The organism is Candidatus Nanosynbacter sp. TM7-008, from assembly GCF_022828245.2.
In the GTDB taxonomy this organism is placed as follows: domain Bacteria; phylum Patescibacteriota; class Saccharimonadia; order Saccharimonadales; family Saccharimonadaceae; genus Nanosynbacter.
The window spans coordinates 368,777-390,862 of record NZ_CP157587.1 but is presented as its reverse complement, the minus strand read 5'-3'; the positions used below and the strand labels follow the sequence as shown (position 1 = coordinate 390,862).

General features: G+C 43.5%; 38 protein-coding genes and 1 pseudogene. 36 read left to right on the top strand and 3 right to left on the bottom strand.

Features of this window, described 5'->3' with window-relative positions; genetic code table 11:
• Positions 1 to 96 precede the first annotated feature (96 nt).
• The 20 genes from LRM48_RS02175 to LRM48_RS02080 all read left to right on the top strand — a co-directional run bounded on the left by LRM48_RS02175 (position 97) and on the right by LRM48_RS02080 (position 11,015).
• On the top strand, positions 97 to 1,185 hold the full coding sequence (locus LRM48_RS02175) for a hypothetical protein (RefSeq protein WP_243812377.1): 1,089 nt from the start codon (positions 97 to 99) through the stop codon (positions 1,183 to 1,185).
• Positions 1,186 to 1,377: 192 nt separating this feature from the next.
• Positions 1,378 to 1,992, top strand: coding sequence for a 50S ribosomal protein L3 (gene rplC, locus LRM48_RS02170; protein WP_243812378.1), 615 nt, complete (start codon positions 1,378 to 1,380; stop codon positions 1,990 to 1,992).
• A complete protein-coding gene (gene rplD / locus LRM48_RS02165; RefSeq protein ID WP_243812379.1) occupies positions 1,992 to 2,591 on the top strand; it encodes a 50S ribosomal protein L4 in 600 nt (199 codons plus the stop codon). The genes rplC and rplD overlap by 1 nt, the downstream gene beginning before the upstream one ends.
• 1 nt (position 2,592) lies before the next feature.
• A complete protein-coding gene (locus tag LRM48_RS02160; RefSeq protein WP_129630974.1) occupies positions 2,593 to 2,913 on the top strand; it encodes a 50S ribosomal protein L23 in 321 nt (106 codons plus the stop codon).
• Complete coding sequence (rplB, locus tag LRM48_RS02155; protein ID WP_129630971.1) at positions 2,913 to 3,752, top strand: 50S ribosomal protein L2; 840 nt, start codon at positions 2,913 to 2,915, stop codon at positions 3,750 to 3,752. The genes LRM48_RS02160 and rplB overlap by 1 nt, the downstream gene beginning before the upstream one ends.
• A 6-nt stretch (positions 3,753 to 3,758) precedes the next feature.
• Positions 3,759 to 4,025, top strand: a complete 267-nt coding sequence (gene rpsS / locus LRM48_RS02150; RefSeq protein WP_243812380.1) for a 30S ribosomal protein S19 — start codon at positions 3,759 to 3,761, stop codon at positions 4,023 to 4,025.
• 2 nt (positions 4,026 to 4,027) lie between these two features.
• Positions 4,028 to 4,486, top strand: coding sequence for a 50S ribosomal protein L22 (gene rplV, locus LRM48_RS02145; protein ID WP_243812381.1), 459 nt, complete (start codon positions 4,028 to 4,030; stop codon positions 4,484 to 4,486).
• Entirely contained in the window at positions 4,487 to 5,122 is a 636-nt protein-coding gene (gene rpsC, locus LRM48_RS02140) for a 30S ribosomal protein S3 (protein WP_129630962.1), read from the top strand.
• Positions 5,123 to 5,536 carry a 50S ribosomal protein L16 gene (gene rplP, locus LRM48_RS02135; RefSeq protein WP_129635102.1) on the top strand — a complete coding sequence of 138 codons (414 nt, stop codon included), beginning with the start codon at positions 5,123 to 5,125 and terminating at the stop codon, positions 5,534 to 5,536.
• Positions 5,537 to 5,746, top strand: a complete 210-nt coding sequence (gene rpmC / locus LRM48_RS02130) for a 50S ribosomal protein L29 (protein ID WP_129635100.1) — start codon at positions 5,537 to 5,539, stop codon at positions 5,744 to 5,746.
• Complete coding sequence (gene rpsQ, locus LRM48_RS02125) at positions 5,746 to 6,057, top strand: 30S ribosomal protein S17 (RefSeq protein WP_129630953.1); 312 nt, start codon at positions 5,746 to 5,748, stop codon at positions 6,055 to 6,057. The genes rpmC and rpsQ overlap by 1 nt, the downstream gene beginning before the upstream one ends.
• Positions 6,054 to 6,422, top strand: coding sequence for a 50S ribosomal protein L14 (rplN, locus tag LRM48_RS02120; RefSeq protein ID WP_129630950.1), 369 nt, complete (start codon positions 6,054 to 6,056; stop codon positions 6,420 to 6,422). Before rpsQ ends, rplN begins: the two co-directional genes overlap by 4 nt.
• On the top strand, positions 6,422 to 6,742 hold the full coding sequence (rplX, locus tag LRM48_RS02115) for a 50S ribosomal protein L24 (protein ID WP_243812382.1): 321 nt from the start codon (positions 6,422 to 6,424) through the stop codon (positions 6,740 to 6,742). The genes rplN and rplX overlap by 1 nt, the downstream gene beginning before the upstream one ends.
• Complete coding sequence (gene rplE / locus LRM48_RS02110; protein ID WP_243809347.1) at positions 6,742 to 7,326, top strand: 50S ribosomal protein L5; 585 nt, start codon at positions 6,742 to 6,744, stop codon at positions 7,324 to 7,326. Before rplX ends, rplE begins: the two co-directional genes overlap by 1 nt.
• Complete coding sequence (gene rpsN, locus LRM48_RS02105) at positions 7,326 to 7,595, top strand: 30S ribosomal protein S14 (RefSeq protein WP_129630942.1); 270 nt, start codon at positions 7,326 to 7,328, stop codon at positions 7,593 to 7,595. The genes rplE and rpsN overlap by 1 nt, the downstream gene beginning before the upstream one ends.
• A 26-nt stretch (positions 7,596 to 7,621) precedes the next feature.
• Entirely contained in the window at positions 7,622 to 8,017 is a 396-nt protein-coding gene (gene rpsH, locus LRM48_RS02100) for a 30S ribosomal protein S8 (RefSeq protein WP_243812383.1), read from the top strand.
• A gap of 95 nt (positions 8,018 to 8,112) precedes the next feature.
• A complete protein-coding gene (locus tag LRM48_RS02095) occupies positions 8,113 to 8,850 on the top strand; it encodes an alpha/beta hydrolase (RefSeq protein WP_243812384.1) in 738 nt (245 codons plus the stop codon).
• 230 nt (positions 8,851 to 9,080) lie between these two features.
• Entirely contained in the window at positions 9,081 to 9,821 is a 741-nt protein-coding gene (locus tag LRM48_RS02090; protein ID WP_243812385.1) for a uracil-DNA glycosylase family protein, read from the top strand.
• Positions 9,822 to 9,975: 154 nt separating this feature from the next.
• A complete protein-coding gene (locus LRM48_RS02085; protein WP_243812386.1) occupies positions 9,976 to 10,311 on the top strand; it encodes an NUDIX hydrolase in 336 nt (111 codons plus the stop codon).
• A gap of 164 nt (positions 10,312 to 10,475) precedes the next feature.
• Positions 10,476 to 11,015 (top strand): NUDIX hydrolase, encoded by a 540-nt coding sequence (locus LRM48_RS02080; protein WP_243812387.1) that lies wholly within the window; start codon positions 10,476 to 10,478, stop codon positions 11,013 to 11,015.
• Here LRM48_RS02080 and LRM48_RS02075 read toward each other — a convergent pair.
• The gene (locus LRM48_RS02075) at positions 10,978 to 11,625 is read right to left on the bottom strand and encodes a non-canonical purine NTP pyrophosphatase (RefSeq protein ID WP_243812388.1); all 648 of its coding nucleotides are present in this window, start codon (positions 11,623 to 11,625) and stop codon (positions 10,978 to 10,980) included. The genes LRM48_RS02080 and LRM48_RS02075 overlap by 38 nt on opposite strands.
• A 78-nt stretch (positions 11,626 to 11,703) precedes the next feature.
• Between LRM48_RS02075 and LRM48_RS02070 the strand changes: the two genes are divergently transcribed.
• The 6 genes and pseudogenes from LRM48_RS02070 to rplO all read left to right on the top strand — a co-directional run bounded on the left by LRM48_RS02070 (position 11,704) and on the right by rplO (position 14,895).
• Positions 11,704 to 12,258: a hypothetical protein gene (locus tag LRM48_RS02070; protein WP_243812389.1), complete on the top strand. Its 555-nt coding sequence runs from the start codon at positions 11,704 to 11,706 to the stop codon at positions 12,256 to 12,258.
• Positions 12,259 to 12,390: 132 nt separating this feature from the next.
• Positions 12,391 to 12,852: a hypothetical protein gene (locus LRM48_RS02065; RefSeq protein ID WP_426303667.1), complete on the top strand. Its 462-nt coding sequence runs from the start codon at positions 12,391 to 12,393 to the stop codon at positions 12,850 to 12,852.
• 91 nt (positions 12,853 to 12,943) lie between these two features.
• Positions 12,944 to 13,477, top strand: coding sequence for a 50S ribosomal protein L6 (rplF, locus tag LRM48_RS02060; protein ID WP_129632941.1), 534 nt, complete (start codon positions 12,944 to 12,946; stop codon positions 13,475 to 13,477).
• A 2-nt stretch (positions 13,478 to 13,479) separates the two neighbouring features.
• Positions 13,480 to 13,830, top strand: a complete 351-nt coding sequence (gene rplR, locus LRM48_RS02055) for a 50S ribosomal protein L18 (RefSeq protein ID WP_129745349.1) — start codon at positions 13,480 to 13,482, stop codon at positions 13,828 to 13,830.
• Position 13,831: 1 nt separating this feature from the next.
• Positions 13,832 to 14,356: pseudogene (rpsE, locus tag LRM48_RS02050) on the top strand (30S ribosomal protein S5); the annotation flags it as partial.
• A gap of 65 nt (positions 14,357 to 14,421) precedes the next feature.
• Entirely contained in the window at positions 14,422 to 14,895 is a 474-nt protein-coding gene (gene rplO, locus LRM48_RS02045) for a 50S ribosomal protein L15 (protein WP_243812391.1), read from the top strand.
• Between the two features lie 66 nt (positions 14,896 to 14,961).
• On the opposite strand, the gene LRM48_RS02040 is transcribed toward rplO, so the two are convergent.
• Positions 14,962 to 15,675, bottom strand: coding sequence for an OmpA family protein (locus LRM48_RS02040; RefSeq protein WP_129744666.1), 714 nt, complete (start codon positions 15,673 to 15,675; stop codon positions 14,962 to 14,964).
• A gap of 136 nt (positions 15,676 to 15,811) precedes the next feature.
• Between LRM48_RS02040 and secY the strand changes: the two genes are divergently transcribed.
• Positions 15,812 to 17,287: a preprotein translocase subunit SecY gene (gene secY / locus LRM48_RS02035; RefSeq protein WP_243812392.1), complete on the top strand. Its 1,476-nt coding sequence runs from the start codon at positions 15,812 to 15,814 to the stop codon at positions 17,285 to 17,287.
• Between the two features lie 51 nt (positions 17,288 to 17,338).
• Here secY and LRM48_RS02030 read toward each other — a convergent pair whose 3' ends face one another.
• Complete coding sequence (locus LRM48_RS02030) at positions 17,339 to 17,914, bottom strand: hypothetical protein (RefSeq protein WP_243812393.1); 576 nt, start codon at positions 17,912 to 17,914, stop codon at positions 17,339 to 17,341.
• A gap of 105 nt (positions 17,915 to 18,019) precedes the next feature.
• Here LRM48_RS02030 and infA point away from each other — a divergent pair, with 105 nt between their 5' ends.
• The 9 genes from infA to rpsI are packed head-to-tail and all read left to right on the top strand — an operon-like array spanning position 18,020 to position 22,017.
• Positions 18,020 to 18,262 (top strand): translation initiation factor IF-1, encoded by a 243-nt coding sequence (gene infA / locus LRM48_RS02025; RefSeq protein WP_243812394.1) that lies wholly within the window; start codon positions 18,020 to 18,022, stop codon positions 18,260 to 18,262.
• A 54-nt stretch (positions 18,263 to 18,316) separates the two neighbouring features.
• On the top strand, positions 18,317 to 18,433 hold the full coding sequence (rpmJ, locus tag LRM48_RS02020) for a 50S ribosomal protein L36 (RefSeq protein WP_129637195.1): 117 nt from the start codon (positions 18,317 to 18,319) through the stop codon (positions 18,431 to 18,433).
• A 2-nt stretch (positions 18,434 to 18,435) separates the two neighbouring features.
• Positions 18,436 to 18,822: a 30S ribosomal protein S13 gene (rpsM, locus tag LRM48_RS02015; RefSeq protein ID WP_129632902.1), complete on the top strand. Its 387-nt coding sequence runs from the start codon at positions 18,436 to 18,438 to the stop codon at positions 18,820 to 18,822.
• Between the two features lie 15 nt (positions 18,823 to 18,837).
• Positions 18,838 to 19,227: a 30S ribosomal protein S11 gene (gene rpsK / locus LRM48_RS02010; protein WP_129632899.1), complete on the top strand. Its 390-nt coding sequence runs from the start codon at positions 18,838 to 18,840 to the stop codon at positions 19,225 to 19,227.
• A 2-nt stretch (positions 19,228 to 19,229) separates the two neighbouring features.
• Positions 19,230 to 19,850: a 30S ribosomal protein S4 gene (gene rpsD, locus LRM48_RS02005; protein ID WP_129632896.1), complete on the top strand. Its 621-nt coding sequence runs from the start codon at positions 19,230 to 19,232 to the stop codon at positions 19,848 to 19,850.
• Between the two features lie 21 nt (positions 19,851 to 19,871).
• On the top strand, positions 19,872 to 20,795 hold the full coding sequence (locus LRM48_RS02000; protein WP_129632893.1) for a DNA-directed RNA polymerase subunit alpha: 924 nt from the start codon (positions 19,872 to 19,874) through the stop codon (positions 20,793 to 20,795).
• 2 nt (positions 20,796 to 20,797) lie between these two features.
• The gene (gene rplQ / locus LRM48_RS01995; protein WP_129636875.1) at positions 20,798 to 21,184 is read left to right on the top strand and encodes a 50S ribosomal protein L17; all 387 of its coding nucleotides are present in this window, start codon (positions 20,798 to 20,800) and stop codon (positions 21,182 to 21,184) included.
• A 1-nt stretch (position 21,185) separates the two neighbouring features.
• Positions 21,186 to 21,617, top strand: coding sequence for a 50S ribosomal protein L13 (gene rplM, locus LRM48_RS01990; RefSeq protein ID WP_129632888.1), 432 nt, complete (start codon positions 21,186 to 21,188; stop codon positions 21,615 to 21,617).
• A 1-nt stretch (position 21,618) separates the two neighbouring features.
• Positions 21,619 to 22,017: a 30S ribosomal protein S9 gene (rpsI, locus tag LRM48_RS01985; RefSeq protein WP_129632884.1), complete on the top strand. Its 399-nt coding sequence runs from the start codon at positions 21,619 to 21,621 to the stop codon at positions 22,015 to 22,017.
• Positions 22,018 to 22,086 lie beyond the last annotated feature (69 nt).

The following is a 22,086-nucleotide window of genomic DNA, read 5'->3' as shown; positions in this document are numbered from 1 at the left end:
TATGCTTACGAAATATTAAGGGATATATTAATAATCTCTGCTATTAATGTAAATACTATGATTGACATTTTAGCTATTTTTTAGTATAATAAAAACATGGAAAACACTAGATCTAACTCTTCGTCGATCCCAACTATTTTAGACGGTATTAAAGCTGCTGATATAAAGGTTAATTATGGGCCGGATCTGCCATCAGATCCAGAGGTTGTAGAGTATTTTGACAAACTACGTCCAGATACTTGGTCTATAATTCCACCAGAAGAGGAGTTGAATCCTCAACAGAGAGAAGCCTTGGCTGTCTTCGGCAATGCTGACAATTTACGGGAAGATCCCGGCTATAAAATCATAACGACTACATCTCGTATGTTAGTAGAGGCAGAGGCAAGACGCCTCAGTAGGCAAAAAACAACACAGGTGGTAGATAAATGTATAAAGTCAGGGATGATTGCTAAAGAAAATAGAGATCGCTTGATAGATAGGCACGCTAAAGTAACTGAAGGGACGATCCTTACTCTGCGCCGTCAAGTGCTCGACGACGAACTAGATGAGGACAGCCTTCTTTGTGAATATCTTCAGCTTGGAGCTTCAAACTTAGGTAGGCTAGCTATACTGGAGTGTCTTGGCTTTAGCAAAGCGAGCGTCCGAGGAGCTATATCATGCGGGAGCATAGATGATTACGAGAGTAAGAAATCTAAAAGTGAAGAGTTTTTTGCCTTAACTGATAAGGAGCGTGAAGAGAAATTAGAAAAGCTTCTTAAACAATCCGAACGTGTAATCAAGCAACGGCGAGCAGACAGAAAAAAGCGCGAACAAGAAGCTGCCCTGGAAGCCGCCTATAAGAAAATGTTCGGGGATGACTTGGAAGGGGCTACTCGGCGGATCGAGAGAGACGTAGAATCACTGCAACAAGATGGCTATGCATTAGAATGCTTATCAGCAAAGCTTATACACAATAGAGAAGAGACCGAACTTATCACAGGAAATCTAGGGGAGCTACGCCAAGCCTTTCCGGATTTATGTTACCCAAGCGGACTAAACGCGCTTGATTATTTAGCAGAAAAATGTTCTGCAGACACGAAAATGGCAGTGTTAGTGGGCGCTCAAGTTATGGGAACGGGCAAAGTATACGCTCTTGGTACAAACTTAGCAACTATTTATAAAAAATCAGACTCCTCAGAGGGCTGACCCTAGTCGGACTCGTTGACAGTCTATAGCTTCATGTGCTATAATTACGAGGTAATTTCTATTACGCGTAATATCAACTGTTCTCCTTGGTGAATGAGCAGGTCTGGTTATGAGCGGATGTTTACATTTAATGTTCTCCCAGAATCCAGAAACCGCACGTCATCAGGAGTATTTAAGTGGGAGTGAGGAAAAGTGAAAACACTTCTCGGTACCAAACTTGGTATGACCCAGCTCTTGGCTGAAGACGGCAAAGCCATTCCGGTAACGCTGATCCAAGCCGGCCCTGTCACCGTTACTCAGGTGAAGACTGTCGAAACCGACGGTTACAATGCGGTACAGGTAGCTTTTGGAGAGGGTAAGAACCTGAGCAAGGCCGTGGCTGGACACGTTAAGCCAGCCCAAGTGACCCCGAAACATATTCGGGAATTCCGTGTCGACCAGATTCCAGAGGATCTGAAAGTCGGCAGTGAAATTAATGTTTCCGCGTTTGAAGTCGGCGATTCTGTCGATGCGACCGGAACCAGCAAAGGTAAAGGTTTCGCTGGAACCATTAAACGCCACAACTTTAAGCGTCACCGCAAGACGCACGGTGGTAAAGGTAATACTCGTAAGCCAGGTTCAATTGGCTCGATGTATCCACAAAAAGTCTTCAAGGGTAAGACGATGGCTGGCCATATGGGTCACGAGCGTGTTACTGTTAAGAACTTGGAAGTGGCATATGTTGATCCAGAGACCAATCTAATCGGGGTTAAGGGCGCTGTTCCTGGACCACGAAAGGGGCTGATTATTTTAGGAGGTAACAAGTAATGGCAGATTCAACCAAACTTCCTAAAGACATTTTTGCTGTGGAAGTGCCAAATCACGAATTGTTGAAATTGGCATATGACAGCTACTTGGCAAACGCACGCCTAGCTAGCGCTACAACCAAGCAGCGCGGTGAAGTTTCTGGTGGTGGTAAAAAACCATGGAAGCAAAAGGGAACTGGTCGAGCACGTTTCGGCTCAACTCGTAACCCAATCTGGCGCGGCGGTGGTGTAGTATTTGGCCCACGCGGTAACGAAAACTACACTAAAAAATTGTCAAAGACTGCTAAGAAAGTGGCAGTTCGCCAAGCTTTGACTGTAGCTAACGAAGCTAAGAAAATTGTCATCAAAGACGTTAAGACTACTGGCAAGACCAAGGAAGTCGCAACATTCCTAGCTGACAATAAGTTCGAGCGCCGTGTTCTGATCGTTGTAGATGAGAAGACGCCAGAACTTATGTGTGCTACAAACAATATTCAGAACGTTTTGGTGGTTCGCGCTAATTATCTAAGCGTTTATCACATTCTGAATGCGGATACAATCGTTATAACACCGAAAGCTCTACCTGTAATTACTGCATGGTTGAGTAAGGAGGAAGCGTAATATGAAACAGACGATTATTATCCCACGCGTTAGTGAAAAGGCTTACGCACAGAGCGCCAATGGTGTATATGTGCTACGCGTTCCACTTAACTTGAATAAGAACGAAATCAAATCAGCCGTAGAAGCGCAATTTGGCGTTACTGTAGTTAAGGTTAAAACCTTAGTACAAGACGGCAAGGCTGTACGCTTCTCACGAGGCAAAAATCGTTATCCTGGCACAACAACGCGCAAGGATTGGAAGAAGGCTTACGTGACGCTGAAAGAAGGCGATAAGCTCGATGTGTTTGACGCAGTAGAGCAGCAGATGGAGGAGACCAAGTAATGCCAGTGAAAGCTTACAATCCAACCACTCCTGCTCGTCGCGGCATGACGAGTCAGGATTTGTCAGACATTACAACAAGAAAACCTCTTAAAAGTCTGATTAAAGCTAAAAAGCAAAATGCCGGTCGCAACAACCAAGGTCGAATTACTGTTCGTCATCGCGGAGGCGGCGTTCGTCGTCACTACCGCTTGGTGAACCACAATTTGCCAGCAGGCTTGACCTTGACGATTGAAGAAATCGAATACGATCCAAACCGCTCAGCTCGTATTGCTCGAGTTAAGGATCAGTACAATTTGTACCACTACATCCTAGCTGACACCTCAATGGTTAAGGGTAAAACTATCCGAACTGGCGAAGAAGCTCCAATTGAGGCTTCGAACCGCTTGCCACTGTCAGTTATTCCTGTTGGTACGATGATTTACGCTATTGAGTTGACCGCTGGTAAAGGTGCACAAATGGTGCGCGCCGCCGGTGCTAAGGCTCAGTTGATGGCAAAAGAAGGCAACTATGCAACTATCAAATTGCCATCTGGCGAAGTTCGTAAAGTTCGCTTGGAAGCTACTGCTGCTATCGGTGTAGTCGGTAACGTCCAGCATCAAAATGTTAAGATCGGTTCAGCTGGTCGCAAACGTCGCAAGGGTATTCGCCCAACCGTTCGTGGTGTCGTTATGAACGCTGCAGACCACCCACATGGTGGTGGTGACGGTGGTCGCCATGGTACTGGTAAAGCACCACGTACTCCTTGGGGTCAATTGACATTAGGTTATCGAACTCGTCGCCGTAAAGGCTCGAATAAATTAATCGTACGCACGCGTCACGACGCGAAGAGGAAGAGGTAAATCACGATGAGTCGTTCATTAAAGAAAGGTCCATTCGTCGATGTAAAGCTAGCAAAGAAAATTACTGCTCTTAGCCTTGACGATCGAACCGTTATCAAAACGTGGGCGCGCGCTTCGACTATTACACCAGAGATGGTTGGTCGAACGATTGCTGTTCACAACGGTAGAGTGCACGTACCAGTGCTGATTACCGAAAACATGGTTGGTCATAAGCTCGGTGAGTTTAGCCCAACTCGTAAATTCCGTAAACACGGTGGAAAGGATAAGAAGTAATCATGGCTGATACAACTTATACTGTCCGTGCTTACGCTAAAGGTGTTGATCAGGCACCACGTAAGGTTAGTCTAGTCGCAGCATTAGTGCGAGGTCGTACTGTAGCTGATGCGCTAGTTATCTTAGAGCACGTTCCAAAGCGCGCTGCTAGCCCAGTTAAGAAGGCTATCGAAAGCGCTAAGGCAAACGCCATCAATAACCACGGCTTGGACGCAAAAAGTTTGGTAATTACTACTTTGAGCGTTACCGTTGGCACACGCTTGCGCCGCTTTAAGCCTGCATCACGTGGTCGCGCTTTGCCATTCCAGAAAAAGACTTCAAATATTTTGGTTGAAGTAACTGGAGCAGAGAAGCCAAAGAAAGCGCCTGCAAAAAAGGCCGAAGCTAAGGCAGAAGCAAAAACTGCTAAGCCTGCAGCTAAAAAAGCCGCTAAACCGGCAGCAAAAAAGGAGGAGAAGTAAATGGGTCAAAAAGTGAATCCAATCAACTTCCGCCTACAGGTCAATAAGAACTGGAGCTCTCGTTGGTTTACGGCCAATAAAAAAGAGTTTGCAGAGGCGATTCGTCAGGATCATGAGATCCGCGAGTTGATTGAAAAGAAATTTGCCTCACGCCCAACTATCAATCGCATTGAGATTGAGCGTAGCGCTAACTTGATCACGATTACAATTCACACAGCAAAAGCTGGTGTTGTTATCGGTCGCGGTGGTGCTGGCGTGAACGAATTGAAGAAGCAAGTTGAGAAGATTGCTGGTCAGCCAGTTCGTATCAACATTGAAGAAGTTCGCCGTCCAGAATTGGCAGCCAAATTGGTAGCTGAGAACATCGCTCGCCAATTGGAGCGCCGAATCAACTTCCGCCGTGCAACTAAAATGACCGCACAAAACACCATGAATGCTGGTGCTAAAGGTATTCGTATTGAGGTGGCTGGTCGTTTGAACGGTGCTGAGATGGCACGTCGCGAAAAGGTAATTGAAGGCTCAGTGCCTCTACACACCTTGCGCGCTGATATTGACTTCCACTGTGCTCGCGCTCAGACACCAGCTGGTATCATTGGCGTGAAAGTGTGGATTTATAAGGGAGAAAGGAGTCGCTAAATGCTGTTACCAAAGAAAACTAAGCACCGCAAAGTGCGTATTGGAAAAAACCGCGGTCAAGCAACTCGTGGCAATTACATCGCGTTCGGCGACTTTGCATTGCAATCACAATCAAATGAGCGCATCAACTCCCGCCAAATCGAGTCTGCTCGTCAGGCGATGACTCGTTACATCAAGCGTGGTGGTAAGATTTGGATTCGAATCTTCCCTCACACTCCAGTTACCCGAAAGCCACTTGGCTTGAAGATGGGTGGCGGTAAAGGTAACCCAGAGTTCTTCGTTGCTAAGGTAAAGGCTGGTACTGTTTTGTTTGAGATGCAGGGTGTTTCAGAGGAAGTTGCTCGCGAAGCAATGCGTCTGGCTAGCCACAAATTGCCAGTCAAATGTAAGTTCATCAAGCGGGAGGACGCATAAATGGCTGAAACGAAGAAATCTGTTAAAGCAGCAGTTGTTAAGACGATTGACGATTTGAAGAAGGAGTTGGCTGAAAAGCGAAACGACTTACTTCAAGCAAAACGTTCTCACGCTGCTGGCGAATTAGTTAATCCAAAAGCGTTGCGTTCACTCCGAAAGGAAATTGCACGCCTGCTGACACAAATTAATAATACAAAGGAGAGCAAGTAATGGCCCGACGAACATTGATTGGCGTCGTAACGAGTGCCAAGCGCGACAAGACCATCACTGTGACGGTCACTAGCCGCGAAACGCATCCGCTATACGGCAAGCAGTACACCGTGACTCGCAAATACACTGCTCACGATGAAACCAACGAAGCAGGTGAAGGCGACAAGGTGCAGATCGAAGAGACTCGCCCAATTTCCAAGACTAAGAGTTTCACTCTAGTTAAGGTGATTGAAAAGTCTCGCGGTTCTATCAAACTAAAGGACGAAGTTTCTGGCGAAACTAAGGAAGAGGCTAAGGAGGACGACAAATGATCCAACAAGAATCTCGCCTTAAGGTAGCCGACAACTCAGGTGCTAGGGAAGTTCTGTGTATCCGCGTTCTTGGCGGTACACGACGCCGTTACGCTCGCGTTGGCGACGTAATCGTCTGCTCGGTAAAAGACGCTAGCCCAACCGGTAACGTTAAGAAAAAATCTGTTGTTAAAGCTGTAGTTGTTCGTACTCGCGATCAAATTCATCGCAAAGACGGCTCAACAATCTGTTTTGACGACAACGCCGTAGTGATTATCAACGATGACAAGCAACCAAAAGCTACTCGTGTCTTCGGTCCAGTTCCACGCGAACTTCGCGATATGGGCTACATGAAGATCGTTAGCTTAGCTCCGGAGGTACTCTAATGGCTCGAATTCATAAAGACGATACCGTAAAAATTATTGCTGGTAAAAATAAAGGCACAACTGGTAAAGTTCTAAAAGTTAACACAAAAGACCAAACTGTTTTGGTTGAAGGTGTTGGTGCTGGACATCGCCACGTTAAGCCAAGCCAGTACAATCCAAAAGGCGGTAAAAAAGATATTCACGTACCAATGGATATCAGCAAAGTCGCTTTGGTTGTTGATGAGAAATCAGGCAAAACCAGTCGGGTTGGTTTAGTAAAGAATGCTGACGGCGGCAAAACTCGTGTTGCTCGTCAAGCAAAAAATAAGGAGATTAAATAATGGCAGAAAAGAAAACTGTCGTGCCAGCTCCTCGCTTGAAAGCCTTGTATCAAGGAACTTACCTTAAGGAACTACAAGCCGAATTGAATCTAAAGAACGTGCATGAAGTGCCAGCTTTGGAAAAGATCGTCGTGAGCGTTGGTACCGGCAAAAAGAAAGATGACAAGCGTCATTTTGAAATTGTCAAAAACACTGTCGAGAAAATTACCGGTCAAGCACCAGTGGCTCGACGAGCCAAAAAATCAATCGCGACATTTAGTATTCGTAAAGGTATGGGCGCGCCAATTGGTGTTAGCGTAACTTTGCGCGGCGCTCGTATGTACGAGTTCATGGATCGTTTGATTAACGTTGCTTTGCCTCGTGTTCGCGACTTCCACGGCGTTGGCTTGAAGTTTGATAAAGGTGGCAATTATAATCTCGGCATCACCGAGCAATCGATTTTCCCAGAATTGACATTTGAGGAAACTCAGGTTTTGCACGGTTTGCAGATTACATTTGTTATCAAGAACGGCAACAAAGAAGCTTCTAAGGCATTGCTAGAAAAATTCGGCATGCCGTTTGAGAAGAAAGGAGGCGTCAAGTAATGGCTAAGAAATCAATGGTCGCTCGTGATAAGAAGCGTATGAAGATGATTGCCAAGTTTGCAGCCAAGCGTGCTGAGTTGAAAGAACTTGGCGACCTCGATGGTTTGCAAAAATTGCCTCGCAATTCTAGCCCAACCAGGCACAAGAACCGTGATAGCATCTCTGGTCGCCCACGCGGCTACATGCGCCAATTCGGCTTGAGTCGTATCAATTTCCGCGAAAAAGCAGCCAAGGGTGAAATCCCAGGCATAACAAAGAGTAGTTGGTAAGAAGGAAAGGAGATTAGAATATGTCTATGCAAACTACAGACCCAATCGCCGACCTTCTGACTCGCATCCGTAATGCGAAATTGGTTGGCAAAACGGAAGTTCGTGTTCCGTCCAGCAAGATGAAGAAAGTCATCGCTGAACAATTAGTCAAAAACGGCTACTTGGCAGATGTCAAATTGGAAGATGCTAAACCTCGTGGCGTGTTGGTAGTTACTATCAATGAAAAAGGAACTAACAGCACTATCAACGAAATTACCCGTATCTCAAAACCTGGTCGTCGCGTTTACGTCGGCGCTAGCGAGATTCCAAAGGTAAAGAGCGGCCGCGGTTTGGTACTTATCTCAACATCAAAAGGTGTCATGACTGGTGCCGAAGCAGCCAAGGCTAAACTTGGTGGTGAATTGTTGTTGAAGGTTTACTAAGCCTCGCGCAAATCAAATAAACGTCCTCATTGCAGGGCGTTTATTTTTATATCTATCTACACAGAGATAGTATAATTTAACTAAGGGGTGATTTTATGATAGTTAAAGAATATGGAAAATCTAATAAAGATATTATTATGTTATTACATGGTGGTGGATTATCATGGTGGAATTATGAAGAAGTGTCAGAAATATTAAAAAGTAATTATCATGTAATATTACCAATATTAGATGGTCATTCAGGAAGTGATAGAGATTTTACTTCTATTGAAAGTAATGCAAATGAAATAATTGAATATATTGATAATAATTATAACGGAAATGTTAAACTTATAGGAGGACTTTCATTAGGAGCACAAATTTTATTAGATATATTGTCAAAAAGAGACAATATATGTGAATATACAATAATTGAAAGTGCTTTAGTGTGCCCAATGAAAATGACAAATAAACTTATAGAATCATCAATTAATATGTCTTATGGACTTATAAATAAAAAGTGGTTTTCTAAACTTCAATTTAAAAGTTTAAAAATAAAAGAAGAATTATTTGATAAGTATTATATTGATAGTTCTAATATAACAAAAGATAATATGATTTCATTTTTAAAAGCTAATTCCAATTATCATCTTAAGAATATAAAAACCAACAAATCAAAATCAATAGTGATAGTAGGAAGTAAAGAAAGACCAATTATGATTAAATCTGCAAAAATAATACACGATGAATTAATTAATAGTGAATTAGAAATATTAAGTGGTTATTATCATGGAGACTTAAGTATTAATCATCCAAATGAATATGCAGAAAAAGTTAAGAAATTGATAAAATAACTGTTCGGAAAATTTTAGTAAACACAAGCAGTTTGAAGAGTAAATATGATGAGATCTGAAAGGTTCTTATTTTTATGTCTTTAAATCATATTCACTCTAAAAAGTTTGTAGTGTTAAGAATGGTAGTAGTATAATTATCTCTATTGCAAATGGCTTTTTACGCCCAGAGGATCAATATATAATTCCAGGAACAGAATTTAATGATGTTAAATTTTAAAAGGATGTACTAAATGATTGAACAAAAAACATTCGGCCAGAAAGTAATAGAATTTAATAAAAAATTATCTAAAATATCAATGGAATTGCCGGATGGTTTTAAAATTATAAATCCGTTTAATGGAAGTCAAAAAGAAATAGCAAATGAGATTTCAACAACGTTCTACAAAAGGTTTTACAATGATTGTAATAAACGTCGTATAATATTAGGAAGTTCACCAGCACGTCGAGGAACAGCCGTTACAGGGGTGTCATTTGAGGATGCGGAACATCTTCAAAAAGAAACTGGTATTTTGATTGATAAGTTTTATATTAACAAATCATCTTCAGGGTTTTTATATGATGTAATTGAAAAATATGGTGGATGCAAAAAGTTTTATTCGGATTTTTATATGAATTTTGTCTGTCCTGTTGGTATAGCTAGAACCAATTCAAAGGGAAATGAGGTTAACTGTAATTATTATGATAGTAAAAAATTGCAAGAAACATTGTATTCTTTGATCGTTAGTTCAATACAGGCGCAAATTGATTTTGGAATCGATACTTCTGTGTGTTATTGCATAGGAAGTGGAGATAATTATACATTTTTATCTAAAATAAACAAAAAATATAATTTTTTTGACGAAATCATACCTTTGGAACATCCGAGATTTATAATGCAGTATAATTCTAAACATAAATATGAATATTTTGAAAAGTATTTGACAGCTTTAAGGCAAAATCATGGCAAAGAAAAGGAGATAGCATATCGTTAATAAAAAATTTTAATGAAACATTAATACATGACGAGTTGTTCAAAAAGATTGATTATGTTATTTTGTTGTTGAAGGTTTACTAAGCCTCACGCAAGTCAAATAAACGTCCTCATTGCAGGGCGTTTATTTTTTATGATAAACTTTTATCAGACTGTTGTTCGTTCAAGAGAGAAGTGACTCATGGGATCTTCCTGGCGGTGGGCTGGAACATGGTGAGGATATTACAGAAGCGTTGAAGCGAGAGTTTCTGGAAGAACTAGAGACAGATATCGAAGTCGCTGCAGAAAATCCCTTGATTATTCCAACTTGGAATACAAAATTCGACGACCCCGTTTTGATTATTGCCTACAAAGTAACTCTATTAACGACACCTCGTAAAACAGATGAAGTTTCAAACTTTAACTATTTCGATATTCATGAAATCAAGCAAGAAAAGCTAGATTCTACGCTGATTGGCAGTCTTTCAAAGATATATCAAATTGACCGATAGTACTCTCGAGAGAAATATTTCTATGCTTTCCATACGGCAGACAGCATTGAAGACACTCTCATGCTGCTCTGTGCTATAAAAGAAAACGTAGGACACTTCCTGACGCCTGGGGATATAAAGTATAATAGATTAGACTGGCTCGGGCAATAAATTTAGGAGATATCATGGACGCCATAAGAAAAACTATTAAGGCACGCACTTGGAAGGGCGGTAAAGAAATTCGCCCAGAAGATCAGACTCTTCCGGTAAAACAGGTATATGCTTGGCTTTTTACTTACGATAATAAAATAGTCATCGTCTCTAAAGATGGTCGAAAGTGGCAGCTGCCCGGTGGAAAACCAAATAAACACGAGACCTACTTGCAAACCATCGTACGTGAAGTAGAAGAAGAGACGGGAATCAATACAGACAGCGTGTCTAGTCAGTATAAGTTCTTTGGCTATTACGATATCTTGGAGACAGATAACTTAAAAAATGATGACGAGTACTTACAACTTCGGGTTAGCCTGAAACTTAATAAGAATGCTGATGAGTATATCTTACATCAACAGAACGAGGACGAAGAGCAAATACAGGAAGAGCAGATACGGTATGCTAAATTTGTAACAGTTGATGAACTCACGCAACACATTCCATGGGCAAACGAAAGCGCAGAGTTGAAAGCTGCTATACAGAGTCAAATAAATTTTCCTGTATCACATTAGCGCATTTTTCGACTGCAACTTCATGCCCGAGTGAATATCCATTACGCTTTAATTTCGGCAGTTCGCGCACTTCGTGAAACATCATATTAAGCTCGGGTACGAAAAATAATTCCCGAAACGGCATGCCTTTGAGTCGTGATTCCTCACGTGGCTCAGTTAAGATAACACCAGAATTTTTCCCAAAAATCACTTCCTCACGACCGTCAGGGAAGTTTGCTACAAGACACGTTGTGTATTGCGCTCGCCTGTTTGTTTTATCTTCAAGCTTCTTCAGGCAATAATCTACGATTTCTTGATCGCTCATCTCGTGACCATCCCAGCGTCTTGTAAATACGCCAGGCTCGCCATTTAAGGCCTCAATTTCCATTCCAGAATCATCGGCGATAATTATCAGGTTTTTGTCATTTCTATGCAAATGATTCCTTGCGTGTCGTGCTTTCAGTAGGGCGTTTTGCTCAAATGTTGTGCCTGTCTCTATGCAGTCAGGTATTTGATAATCTAAATCTGCCAACGAAATAATTGGCATCTGCGGAGAGAATTTATGAAACGCGGAGACAAATTCTGCGTATTTGCCTGGGTTTTTGGTGGCGAAAAGTATAGTTGCTATCATTGAGTATGATTATACCAATTATCATAAATATCGAAAAATTGCTAATTTGACGACATTATAATATCATCGAACCAAGCAATGATAATTTCATCCATATACAAAACAGCCGATAACGACGGGCTAATCGCTCATATTTATGAACATTTATTAGCTCAATACGTTTTGAAGTGTCTTCAAGACAATGAGCTCTTTGTTCTGAGCGATATCATACTGTCTGCAAAAACTTATGGCGACATTTGTTTTATGGATGCTGAATTATATAGCCCAGAAGCGAAAAAGACATACGATAAGGCACTGCGAGAGTTTGATAAATTAGTCATTCCAGAAGATGATATTTTGAGGGCTGCTAGCGAGTGCGGAATAGAAATGAATCGAAGTATAGTAGAAGTTGACCGAAGTGAACTGAGTAAAAAGCTACGCGAAGTTCAGATTTCTCCGTGGTGTAAGCAAATTGATATGGCGTATCGTAAGGCTCACGATGAGAGCTCTGTTAATACGCTTTTTCGTACTTCGTATATAAAATACAGTAAAGAGTCTGACGATCTTTTTCGTGAATGCGTTCTGGAGTATTCAATTGATGAAAGTCATATACAGACGCCGGTTGATCAAGCTCTGGCGGCGAGTTGTTGTTGAAGGTGTATTAAACATCGCAATAAACAAAATAAACGCCCTCTTGTGCAGGGCGTTTATTTTTTATGCCCCAGATTAACTAGCTTCGTCTAATACAGATCTTGATGTCAATATATTTTGCTATACTGTAAACATATGCGTAGCTTCCTCCATATGACAAAAACATCAAACCAAGCAGAAATAACTGCTAAAGACGTCTTAGCCGTTGATTTTTTACCTTTTTTGTTATCAATCCCCAGTTATTATGTTCAGGTGCTATTTACGGGAAACCCTCTCGTTGAGTTAATTATGGTCGCCGCTGCCTGCTTTATTGCTGTCGGGCGAAAACCCCAGATACGCTTTTGGTCGACGGTGGGAGTGGCTATGCTCATCTCTCTAATTGATGCACCAAACTTTCTTTGGCATATCGATGTCAGCGGCTATTTAAGCATCTTCGCTGGCATTCTTTTAATGATCTCTGGTTGGCGGCTATGGGATTATTACGAAGTGCGTAAAATCTACGATATGAAAGAGCCGTATTTGACCAAAGCAGCATTATCAACTTACGTCACTTTCGCTATTTTGGCAGTCATTCTGCTTATCCCGTACGGCAACTAGGTATAACGCTCAAAAAACCTTGCATTTCACCCCTAATCTATGCTAAAATACCAGGGTTAATATCAAATCACACGAAAGGTGAGTAATGAGTCTGAGTCGAATCGGAAAACTGCCGGTGATTATTCCGGCCGGTGTGACAATCACGGTTGACTCTGGTGATGTGGTCGTTAAAGGACCAAAGGGTGAATTGAAGCAATTCATCACACCAGCAGTTGAGGTGAAAGTCGAAGACGGACAAGTCACGGTACATCCTAAGGACGAGTCCAAAGTAGCCCGTAGTCAGCATGGTCTGATGCGCGCGCTAATCAACAACATGGTAATCGGTGTAACCAAAGGTTATGAAAAACGCCTAGAGGTTAACGGTGTCGGTTTCCGTGTTAGCTCAAGCAACAACGAGCTAGAAATGGCACTTGGATTTTCACATCCAGTCAAATACAAAGCCCCAGAAGGCGTAACTGTTACCAACGAAAAAATGATTATCGTTGTTAGCGGTATCAATAAACAACAAGTCGGCCAAGTTGCAGCGGAAATCCGCGCATTGAAGAAGCCTGAACCATACAAGGGCAAGGGTATCAAGTACGTCGACGAGCAGATTTTGCGTAAAGCAGGAAAGACAGGTAAGTAATCATGGCTGAAAATAAGAAGCTACTCAACCGCGCTCTTCGCAAAAACCGCGTTCGCGCTAAGGTTTCAGGTACGGCAGAGCGCCCACGCTTGACAGTTACTATTAGCAATTTGCACGTTAGCGCGCAATTGATTGACGATGTGGCTGGTAAAACATTGGCTGCAGCAACTACAGTTGGCACAAAAGCGACTGGCACGATGACTGAAAAAAGTGCTGCTATCGGTACTGAAATTGCTAAGAAAGCAAAGAAAATTAAGATTAGCGCAGTAGTGTTTGACCGCAATGGTCGTCAATACGCTGGCCGCCTAAAGGCTTTGGCTGATGCTGCGCGCCAAGAAGGATTGGAGTTCTAGTATGGCAGAGCAAGCTGCAAATACTACCCCACGTGCAGAAGGTCGTCGACCTCGAAATCCACGTGGTGGTCGCCGCGATGACCGGCGAAATGTGCGCGATGACGCACCAAAAGAGTTTGAAGAGTTGGTAATCAACATTGACCGCGTTTCTCGCGTGGTTAAAGGTGGTCGCCGTTTCCGATTTAAGGCTTTGGTGGTTGTTGGTAACCGCAAAGATAAAGTTGGTGTTGGTGTTGCCAAGGGTGCAGACGTTCAAGCTGCAGTTGCTAAGGCTACGTCAGTCGCTAAAAAGCACTTGATTACATTGCCATTAAACGGTGAGACAATTCCGCACGACAGCGAAGTTAAATTCTCTGGCGCACGCGTATTGATCAAGCCAGCCGCTCCTGGTACAGGTATTATCGCTGGTGGTGTAGTTCGTCAGATTATCGGCGTAACAGGTGTTCGTAACCTATTGACCAAATCTCTCGGATCAACCAACAAGGTTAACATCGCTTACGCGACTATCGAAGCTCTAAAGTCATTAGTTCCACGCGATCAATGGCTAAGCGCTCAGCCTGTAAAAAAGGTTGCTAAAAAGGAGGCTAAATAATGAAGTACAATGATCTCCAAGTTTCAGCAAACAAGAATAAAAAGCGCGTTGGTCGCGGTATTGCTGCCGGTCAAGGTAAAACTGCTGGTCGCGGTACTAAAGGTCAGAACGCCCGAACAGGTAAGAAGCTTCGCGTAATGTTCCAGGGTGGTCAGCGTCCACTAGCTCAAGCTGTGCCAAAGGCTCGCGGATTCAAGAGTTTGCGAACTCCAGCTCAAGTTGTGTACATGGATCACTTGAACGCATTTGACGGCAAGACTGTTGACAATGCTTTGTTGTTCACTGAAGGCTACATTGCAACTCCTTTCCACACGGTCAAGGTGATTGCTCGTGGTGAATTGAAGGCTAAGATTGACTTGAAAGTACAAGCCGCCTCAGCTTCAGTTGTTGCTGCTATCGAAAAAGCCGGTGGCTCATTTGAGAAAGTAGCTACACCTATACGCCAAAGCGCGAAAGAAGCTGAGGAGAAATAATCTTTCTCGGTAACGATAAATCCCCTTCGGAAGAGAAGGGGATTTTCTTTTGCCCTGATTTTTGGACTATTTTTCGCTACATTCTTGCGGCACGACTAGATAAATAGTCACATTCCTGTCGGCAGTGTCATCGCTACTGTCGTGATTGGCGATTTTTGGCTCAGAGATAATAATCTTATTCTCAGGAAAACCTTGCGAAACTAAACCTTGCTTGACTTTATCGGCACGCTCCATGGCTAATTTTGTGCCAGCGCTTGTCTTTGAACTTTCATACGTCTGACCGACCAGCTCAATTGAAAATTCCTTTTGACTATTTGATTTATATAGCGACCCCAGTTTAGCCAGTTCGTCAACAGTAACTCCTTCATATGTATATTGCGTCGAATCTGCATTGAAGAAAACATTTTTAAAATTATATTTACCGTCGCTAAGCGTAAAAGAGCCGTCTTTCATATGGCCATAGCCGGCTTTTCGAAAATCAGCAGACGTCAAACATTTTGAATTTGATTTAGCTAAATTCTGTTCTTTGTCTTCGCTTTTCTTCTCGTCCTTAGGTTTGATCGCCTCTTTGCGCGAAATATTCGTGTCTTTTGAAGGAGCGGTTTTATTTGACACAAGAACAATTGCTAGCACTATTCCGATTGTCGCCAGCACTCCCACAATTGCCAGTGTAACCCATAGCCACAATTTACTTTTCTTTGGTGGATAATTTTGGGGAAATTCTGGGTTTGGTGGTGGCGTAATTGGTGGAGTTGATGGGATTTCAGGTTGCTGTTGCATATAATACCTCGTTTACGTTATGTTATTGACTCAATTATAACGCATACGCTTTTGTGTTTTTAGTATGGAAATATCCGCTAAGGTAATGTATAATTAACAGAGTTAAGAATTGTTAGTGACTATGAGGGGCTAAAACATGAATTGGAGAATAATTTTTCGCTCACTGAAAAATAAAGATATGCAAAAACGACTATTTATTGTCGTGGGAATAATCGTTGTTTATCGATTATTGGCACACATTCCAGTGCCGTTGGCGGAACCAACACAACTGCGTAACGCGATTTCGTCAGTGCTTGGGCAATCTGACCTCGGTGGAATTTTGAACTTGCTATCTGGTGGCGCGTTGTCGAGCTTCTCTCTGGTGCTGGTTGGACTCAGCCCATTCATTACCGCCAGTATTATCATTCAGCTTCTGACCAAAGCTATTCCAAGGCTTGAGGAGCTACACAAAGACGGCGAATCTGGACGTCGAAAAATTCAGCAATGGACGCGTGTTATTACCGTGCCGCTTGCTATTGTCCAGTCAATCGCTTTCATCTTCATCTTAAGGCAAACAGTTCTTCAAGGCGGCAGCACGACATTAGCCGACCCTACGATGATGGAATGGATCGTTTCAATCACTTCAATGACGGCAGGCTCTGTTCTTCTGATGTGGCTCGGCGAGTTGATCACTGAGCAGGGAATCGGCAACGGTATTTCTATCGTAATCTTCGCTGGTATCATCAGCCAATTACCGCAAATGCTCGCGTCATTAATCTCCTCGCTGTTCAATACTTCATCTGGCAGCTTAAACGTCTTCAACTGGTTCACTCTCCCTGTAAACCCAGTTATGTTCTGGACGATATTAATCATGTCAATCGCCGGACTTATCGTCCTTTATTTCCTAGTTAAAATCAACGAAGCTCAGCGAGTTATCACGATTAACTACGCAAAGCGCGTTCACGGAAATAGTAATTACGGCGATGTAAAGAGTATTTTGCCGGTTAAGCTGATTGCTGCGGGAGTTATTCCGGTCATCTTCGCGGTTGCATTCCTAAGCTTGCCGCAATTCGTTGGTCAAGTTATGAAAGCGTCTGGTAACGCCAACCTTCTGCCGACCGCCAACAAATTGATCACCTGGTTCCAGGCTCCAAACGCGGGCTCGTTCACAGGAAGCACGGCTGAGGCATTTATTTATCCAACGCTATACTTCATCTTGGTTATTGCCTTTACATATTTCTACACTGGAATCGTCTTTAACGCTAACGAAATTGCCGAAAATCTGCAGAAGCAAGGCGGATTTATTGAAGGCGTACGTCCGGGCGCTCAGACTGAAAAATACCTTATGAGGACTGTCAATCGCTTGATTTTGTTCGGCTCAATTGTCCTAGGAATCGTGGCTATTCTGCCATTCGTTGCGGAATATCTCACGTACAATTTGACAGGATTGCAAGGTTTGCGCTTGTCAATCGGCGGTACTGGAATATTGATTATCGTATCTGTTGCCCTTGAAACTCTGCGACAAGTCAACTCTCGTGCGCTGATGGTTACATATGACGACTTTGACCCAGACGAGCTGCTTGATAGCGATAAAAAGAAGAATAAGAAGCGTCGTTTGTTTAAGAGAAAATAATTGACATTAAAAATCCCCGCCGAAAAGCGGGGAATTCTTTTTGTGAATGGATTATCGTATTTTGTAATCGTAAGATAAATTGTCGCCAACTTTTTTCTCATTTTGGCAGACTGGCGCAATTTCATTACTAATGTTATTTTCATCAACCATCTTACAGCTCGGAATGTCGAACGAATTAAATTGGTTGGTTGGGGAAATCGCTTTCCATCCGCCGTCTTGCTTAACTGCAAACATTCGTGCCGCAGAATTGCCGCAACCATAGCCCAATAACAATTGTTTCTCATCTTGAGAATGGGCGATTACCACAGCTACGCCGTTATTGTCCTTACAACCTGACTTCTTCACTTCTGCCTTCAGAAAATCGCGAATCTCTTGCGTGGCTGAATCGTTGCGAACAACCGCTTTGTCTCCTTCAATTCGAAAGACCAAAGACCCCAAGTTCACAGATCCATTATCAACCTTTTCCGCTGTTTGAAATGTCTTGTCAGAAGTTTGGTTGGCGTGTAGTAAAATTACGCCAATAACTATCACTATCAAAGCCGTCACCAGACCGATTAGCGCTGCGGTCATTATCTCATTCTTCGATTTTGTAACCTTAAAGTTTGCCGGTTTTTTCTTGCTTGCCATAAAAATCCTTATGTTAAATTTGATAGTACAATTATAGCACTTAAATTTACGGCGAAAACCCTTGTCAAACTGTGTTTAGTACTGTATAATTGACAACTGTAACTTATGGCGAGTCAAAAGGAAGTCATCAAAATGGTAGGAAAGGTAGTGGAAGCACTGCCTAATACTCAATTTAAGGTGGAACTGGAGAATGGCCATAGTATCATCGCGCACATTTCAGGACGAATGCGCAAGCATTATATTCGTCTGGTGCCTGGTGATAAGGTTGAGGTTGAGATGACCCCTTACGATCTTACAAAGGGACGAATCAGCTTCCGCCTACGTGACGATCGATCTCAAGGTCGGTAGTTAAATATTAACGGTAATCTCGGGTTTACTCGGGAAGGGAGATTTAAACACTCTATGAAAGTTCGTGCAGGTGTGAAAAAAATCAGTCCCGATGATAAGTTCGTTCGCCGCAAAGGCCGACTATATATCATCAACAAGAAAAAACCTAAGAATAAGCAAAGGCAGGGTTAAGCATGGCTCGAATTGCTGGGGTAGTTATCCCAACAGAGAAGCAGGTGCAAATTGCGCTCACCTATATTTACGGTATTGGGCCAAAGCACGCTTCGAGCATCCTTGCGGCGGCTAAAATTGAGCCGACCACTCGGGTGAAAGATCTCACCGAGGCTGAAGAAAACAAGATTCGCGAAATTATTGACAGCGAATACACCGTTGAAGGTGATCTCCAGCGCTTGGTGGCAAATAATATTAAGCGCTTGAAGGATATCAACGCCTATCGCGGTCTTCGCCACAAAGCAGGACTGCCAACACGCGGACAGCGGACTCGTACGAATGCACGAACTCGCAAGGGTCGCGCCATCGCCGTGGGCGGTACACAACCAAAAGCAGCAAGTAAGACCTAAAGAAAGGACTAAGAAATGGCAGACGCAAAATCTACCAAGAAGAAGCAGCGCCGATCAGTCCCAGCTGGTCAGCTGCACATTCAGGCAACATTTAACAATACTATCGTTACTTTTTCCGACAAGAAGGGTAACGTACTAACCGCTTCATCAGCTGGCGCATGTGGTTTCCGTGGAAGCAAAAAAGGTACAGCCTATGCTTCACAGGTTGCTGCTGAAAAAGCTGCTGAAGCTGCGAAAACTCAATACGGCTTGAAATCTGTTGACGTTTTCGTGAAAGGTGTCGGCCTGGGTCGTGACGCCGCTATCCGTGCGGTCAGCGCTTTCGACATCTCAGTAGAAAGCATTAAGGACGTAACTGGCGTGCCTCACGGCGGTGTTCGTCCACGAAAGGCACGGAGGGCATAATTATGGCACGAGATAATTCACCAATTGTCAAGCAAAGCCGCCGCGAAGGTTATGCGCTTCATCCAAAAGCACATAAAATTTTGGCGAAGAAATCTGGCATTCCAGGTCAACACGCACATGGTCGACAGAATAAGCCAAGTCTATATGCTACGCAGCTTCGTGAAAAGCAGAAGGTTCGTCGCTTGTACGGCCTAGTTGAAAAGCAGTTTGCTCGCTTGATGGACGAAGCAACACGCGCCCAAGAAGGTTTGGCGGGCGAAAACTTGCTGAAGCTATTAGAGCGCCGTTTGGATAACGTTGTTTATCGTTCTGGATTTGCCGTATCACGCCGCGCAGCTCGTCAACTAGTTAGCCACGGACATTTTGAATTGAACGGCCGACGCGTCGATATTCCATCGATTCGCGTTAAAGCCGGCGATGTCATCACGGTTCGTCCAAAGAGTACCAAGTCAGAGTACTTTACGCGAATTGACGATGTAATCAACAATTCAGTCCAAGGCCCACTAAGTTGGCTAAAAGCTGATAGCAAGAAGCTGAAGATTGAAGTAACTGGTTTGCCAAAGCGCGAGGAAGCAGAAGCTGACATCAACGAGCAATTAATTGTTGAGTATTACTCACGATAAAAGAAGGGTTAGGGAAGAATTATGGCAAAAGCAATTTACAATCCAGCACTCGCGAGCGTTGATGATATTTCAGAAACCAGTGCTACTTTTCTAATCGAGCCACTTCACCCAGGCTACGGTAATACTCTTGGTAACTCATTGCGACGCGTTCTATTGTCAAGCGTTCGTGGTGGCGCGGTTGTAGCTTTCAGGATTGAGGGCGCAACTCACGAGTTTACCACTGTTGAGGGCATCAAAGAAGATGTTGTCGACATTATGTTGAACTTGAAAAACGTTCACCTGCGCGTATTTACTGACGATCCAGTTGAACTGCGCATTGAGAAAACTGGCGCTGGCGAAGTAACTGCCGCTGACATTAAAACTAATGCTGACGTTGAAGTTGTTAACCCAGAGCAAGTAATTGCTACAATCGACGACCCAAACAAGCATTTGGTTATGGATTTGGTAGTTGAGGCAGGTTGCGGTTACCAGACAATTGAAGAGTCAAGCGAAAAGCGTTTGCACAGCGACATGATTGCTATCGACGCAATGTACTCGCCAGTTCTGCGCGTTCGCTACAAAGTCGACTCAACTCGTGTTGGTCAGGAAACGAACTTGGATAAATTGGCAATCACTGTTGAAACTAACGGTACAATCACACCTCGTGAGGCGTTCGAAGAAGCAGCAGCGATTCTCGTCAACCAATACACAGCTTTGGCTGGCAACACGATGGTAACTGGCGCGCCAGCACTTGGCGCAGCTAAGGAAGACGAAGAGTCAGAGCTAGCAATGCCAATCGAAGAGCTAAACTTAAGCGCCCGCACGACGAACGCGCTAATTAACAATGAAATCCGCACTATTCGCGATTTGGTAACTTTGACTGAGCAAGATTTGCGAGAATTGAAAGGTTTCGGTTCAAAGGCACTAGACGAAGTACGTGACAAGATGGCGGAGTTGGAGTTTTAACTATGCATAGACACGGATATCAAGGGCGCAAGTTCGGCCGCGAGCGTGATCAGCGACGAGCCCTACTCAAAGGTCTGGCTACCAGCTTGGTTGAGTACGGAAAGATCGAGACCACCTTGCCAAAGGCTAAGGAACTAAAGCGTCACATTGAAAAAATCATCACCAAGGCTAAAAAGGGCGACCTAGCAAGCCGACGTCAGGTGATTGCAGCATTAAGCACACGCGCCGCTGCTTACAAACTAGTTGATGAAATCGCACCACAGCTAAGTGGTCGAACCAGCGGACACGTTCGCGTTGAACGAACACGTTTGCGAGTCGGCGACGGCGCTCAAATGGCGATCATCGAGTTTGTTGACGATATTAAACCAATGCCAAAGGAAGGAAAATAAGATGAAGACTTATTCACAAAAACCATCTGAAGTTTCTCGCCGTTGGGTATTGTTTGACGCTAGCGAATTGCCACTTGGACGTTTGGCTACAGAAATTGCCAAGCATTTGACTGGTAAATACAAGCCAACTTACACTCCTCACATTGACGGTGGCGACTACGTAGTTGTTATCAATGCTGCGCAAACAGTTGTTACTGGATACAAGGAAACTGATAAGTATTACTATCGCCACAGTGGTTTCCCGGGTGGAATTAAGGAAACGCAATTCAAAGAAATGCGCGAACGCCACCCAGAGCGAATTATTGAAGAAGCTGTTAAAGGTATGTTGCCAAAGAACAAATTGCAAGCAGAGCGCCTAAAGCGTCTACGCATTTTTGCTGGTAGCGACCATGCTCACACAGCACAAACACCAGAGAAAGTTGAGGTAAAGTAATATGGCTGCTGATACTTATTTCTACGGCTTAGGTCGACGCAAGAGTGCTTCAGCAAGCGTTCGCCTACTTCCTGGCAAAGGTACTATCACTATCAACGGCAAACCTGCCGCTGAGTACCTGGACGGCAACAAAACCTTACTAGCAGAAGTAACCGACCCACTTGCAATTGTCAGCAAGCAAAAAGAATTCGACGTTACTATTCTAGTTAAAGGTGGCGGTCTGGCTGGTCAAGTTGACGCTATCAAGCTTGGCATTGCAAAGGCTTTGACTGCAGCTCACGCCGACCTGCGTCCAGTTCTGAAGAAGGCTGAGCTATTGAAACGTGACCCACGCGAGAAAGAGCGCAAGAAGTACGGTCTTCGTTCTGCTCGTAAGCGCGAACAATTCTCTAAGCGTTAGTACAGAAAAGGCTATCACAAAATACTCCGTTTCACATGCAGGCGGAGTATTTTCATAGTATACTAAAAA

Excerpts from the sequence above, each read along its gene's own strand:
- rpsN (WP_129630942.1), top strand. The coding sequence starts at position 7,326 with ATGGCTAAGAAATCAATGGTCGCTCGTGATAAGAAGCGTATGAAGATG.
- LRM48_RS02040 (WP_129744666.1), bottom strand. The coding sequence starts at position 15,675 with ATGCAACAGCAACCTGAAATCCCATCAACTCCACCAATTACGCCACCA.
- rpsM (WP_129632902.1), top strand. The coding sequence starts at position 18,436 with ATGGCTCGAATTGCTGGGGTAGTTATCCCAACAGAGAAGCAGGTGCAA.
- rpsS (WP_243812380.1), top strand. The coding sequence starts at position 3,759 with ATGAGTCGTTCATTAAAGAAAGGTCCATTCGTCGATGTAAAGCTAGCA.
- rpmC (WP_129635100.1), top strand. The coding sequence starts at position 5,537 with ATGGCTGAAACGAAGAAATCTGTTAAAGCAGCAGTTGTTAAGACGATT.
- LRM48_RS02075 (WP_243812388.1), bottom strand. The coding sequence starts at position 11,625 with ATGATAGCAACTATACTTTTCGCCACCAAAAACCCAGGCAAATACGCA.
- LRM48_RS02070 (WP_243812389.1), top strand. The coding sequence starts at position 11,704 with ATGATAATTTCATCCATATACAAAACAGCCGATAACGACGGGCTAATC.
- rplP (WP_129635102.1), top strand. The coding sequence starts at position 5,123 with ATGCTGTTACCAAAGAAAACTAAGCACCGCAAAGTGCGTATTGGAAAA.
- LRM48_RS02080 (WP_243812387.1), top strand. The coding sequence starts at position 10,476 with ATGGACGCCATAAGAAAAACTATTAAGGCACGCACTTGGAAGGGCGGT.
- rpsD (WP_129632896.1), top strand. The coding sequence starts at position 19,230 with ATGGCACGAGATAATTCACCAATTGTCAAGCAAAGCCGCCGCGAAGGT.
- rpsK (WP_129632899.1), top strand. The coding sequence starts at position 18,838 with ATGGCAGACGCAAAATCTACCAAGAAGAAGCAGCGCCGATCAGTCCCA.
- LRM48_RS02095 (WP_243812384.1), top strand. The coding sequence starts at position 8,113 with ATGATAGTTAAAGAATATGGAAAATCTAATAAAGATATTATTATGTTA.
- rplR (WP_129745349.1), top strand. The coding sequence starts at position 13,480 with ATGGCTGAAAATAAGAAGCTACTCAACCGCGCTCTTCGCAAAAACCGC.
- rplE (WP_243809347.1), top strand. The coding sequence starts at position 6,742 with ATGGCAGAAAAGAAAACTGTCGTGCCAGCTCCTCGCTTGAAAGCCTTG.
- rpsH (WP_243812383.1), top strand. The coding sequence starts at position 7,622 with ATGCAAACTACAGACCCAATCGCCGACCTTCTGACTCGCATCCGTAAT.
- rplQ (WP_129636875.1), top strand. The coding sequence starts at position 20,798 with ATGCATAGACACGGATATCAAGGGCGCAAGTTCGGCCGCGAGCGTGAT.
- rpsC (WP_129630962.1), top strand. The coding sequence starts at position 4,487 with ATGGGTCAAAAAGTGAATCCAATCAACTTCCGCCTACAGGTCAATAAG.
- rpmJ (WP_129637195.1), top strand. The coding sequence starts at position 18,317 with ATGAAAGTTCGTGCAGGTGTGAAAAAAATCAGTCCCGATGATAAGTTC.
- LRM48_RS02160 (WP_129630974.1), top strand. The coding sequence starts at position 2,593 with ATGAAACAGACGATTATTATCCCACGCGTTAGTGAAAAGGCTTACGCA.
- rpsI (WP_129632884.1), top strand. The coding sequence starts at position 21,619 with ATGGCTGCTGATACTTATTTCTACGGCTTAGGTCGACGCAAGAGTGCT.
- rplO (WP_243812391.1), top strand. The coding sequence starts at position 14,422 with ATGAAGTACAATGATCTCCAAGTTTCAGCAAACAAGAATAAAAAGCGC.
- rplV (WP_243812381.1), top strand. The coding sequence starts at position 4,028 with ATGGCTGATACAACTTATACTGTCCGTGCTTACGCTAAAGGTGTTGAT.
- rplD (WP_243812379.1), top strand. The coding sequence starts at position 1,992 with ATGGCAGATTCAACCAAACTTCCTAAAGACATTTTTGCTGTGGAAGTG.
- rplM (WP_129632888.1), top strand. The coding sequence starts at position 21,186 with ATGAAGACTTATTCACAAAAACCATCTGAAGTTTCTCGCCGTTGGGTA.
- LRM48_RS02000 (WP_129632893.1), top strand. The coding sequence starts at position 19,872 with ATGGCAAAAGCAATTTACAATCCAGCACTCGCGAGCGTTGATGATATT.
- rplB (WP_129630971.1), top strand. The coding sequence starts at position 2,913 with ATGCCAGTGAAAGCTTACAATCCAACCACTCCTGCTCGTCGCGGCATG.
- infA (WP_243812394.1), top strand. The coding sequence starts at position 18,020 with ATGGCGAGTCAAAAGGAAGTCATCAAAATGGTAGGAAAGGTAGTGGAA.
- rpsQ (WP_129630953.1), top strand. The coding sequence starts at position 5,746 with ATGGCCCGACGAACATTGATTGGCGTCGTAACGAGTGCCAAGCGCGAC.
- LRM48_RS02090 (WP_243812385.1), top strand. The coding sequence starts at position 9,081 with ATGATTGAACAAAAAACATTCGGCCAGAAAGTAATAGAATTTAATAAA.
- LRM48_RS02175 (WP_243812377.1), top strand. The coding sequence starts at position 97 with ATGGAAAACACTAGATCTAACTCTTCGTCGATCCCAACTATTTTAGAC.
- LRM48_RS02030 (WP_243812393.1), bottom strand. The coding sequence starts at position 17,914 with ATGGCAAGCAAGAAAAAACCGGCAAACTTTAAGGTTACAAAATCGAAG.
- rplN (WP_129630950.1), top strand. The coding sequence starts at position 6,054 with ATGATCCAACAAGAATCTCGCCTTAAGGTAGCCGACAACTCAGGTGCT.
- secY (WP_243812392.1), top strand. The coding sequence starts at position 15,812 with ATGAATTGGAGAATAATTTTTCGCTCACTGAAAAATAAAGATATGCAA.
- LRM48_RS02065 (WP_426303667.1), top strand. The coding sequence starts at position 12,391 with ATGCGTAGCTTCCTCCATATGACAAAAACATCAAACCAAGCAGAAATA.
- rplX (WP_243812382.1), top strand. The coding sequence starts at position 6,422 with ATGGCTCGAATTCATAAAGACGATACCGTAAAAATTATTGCTGGTAAA.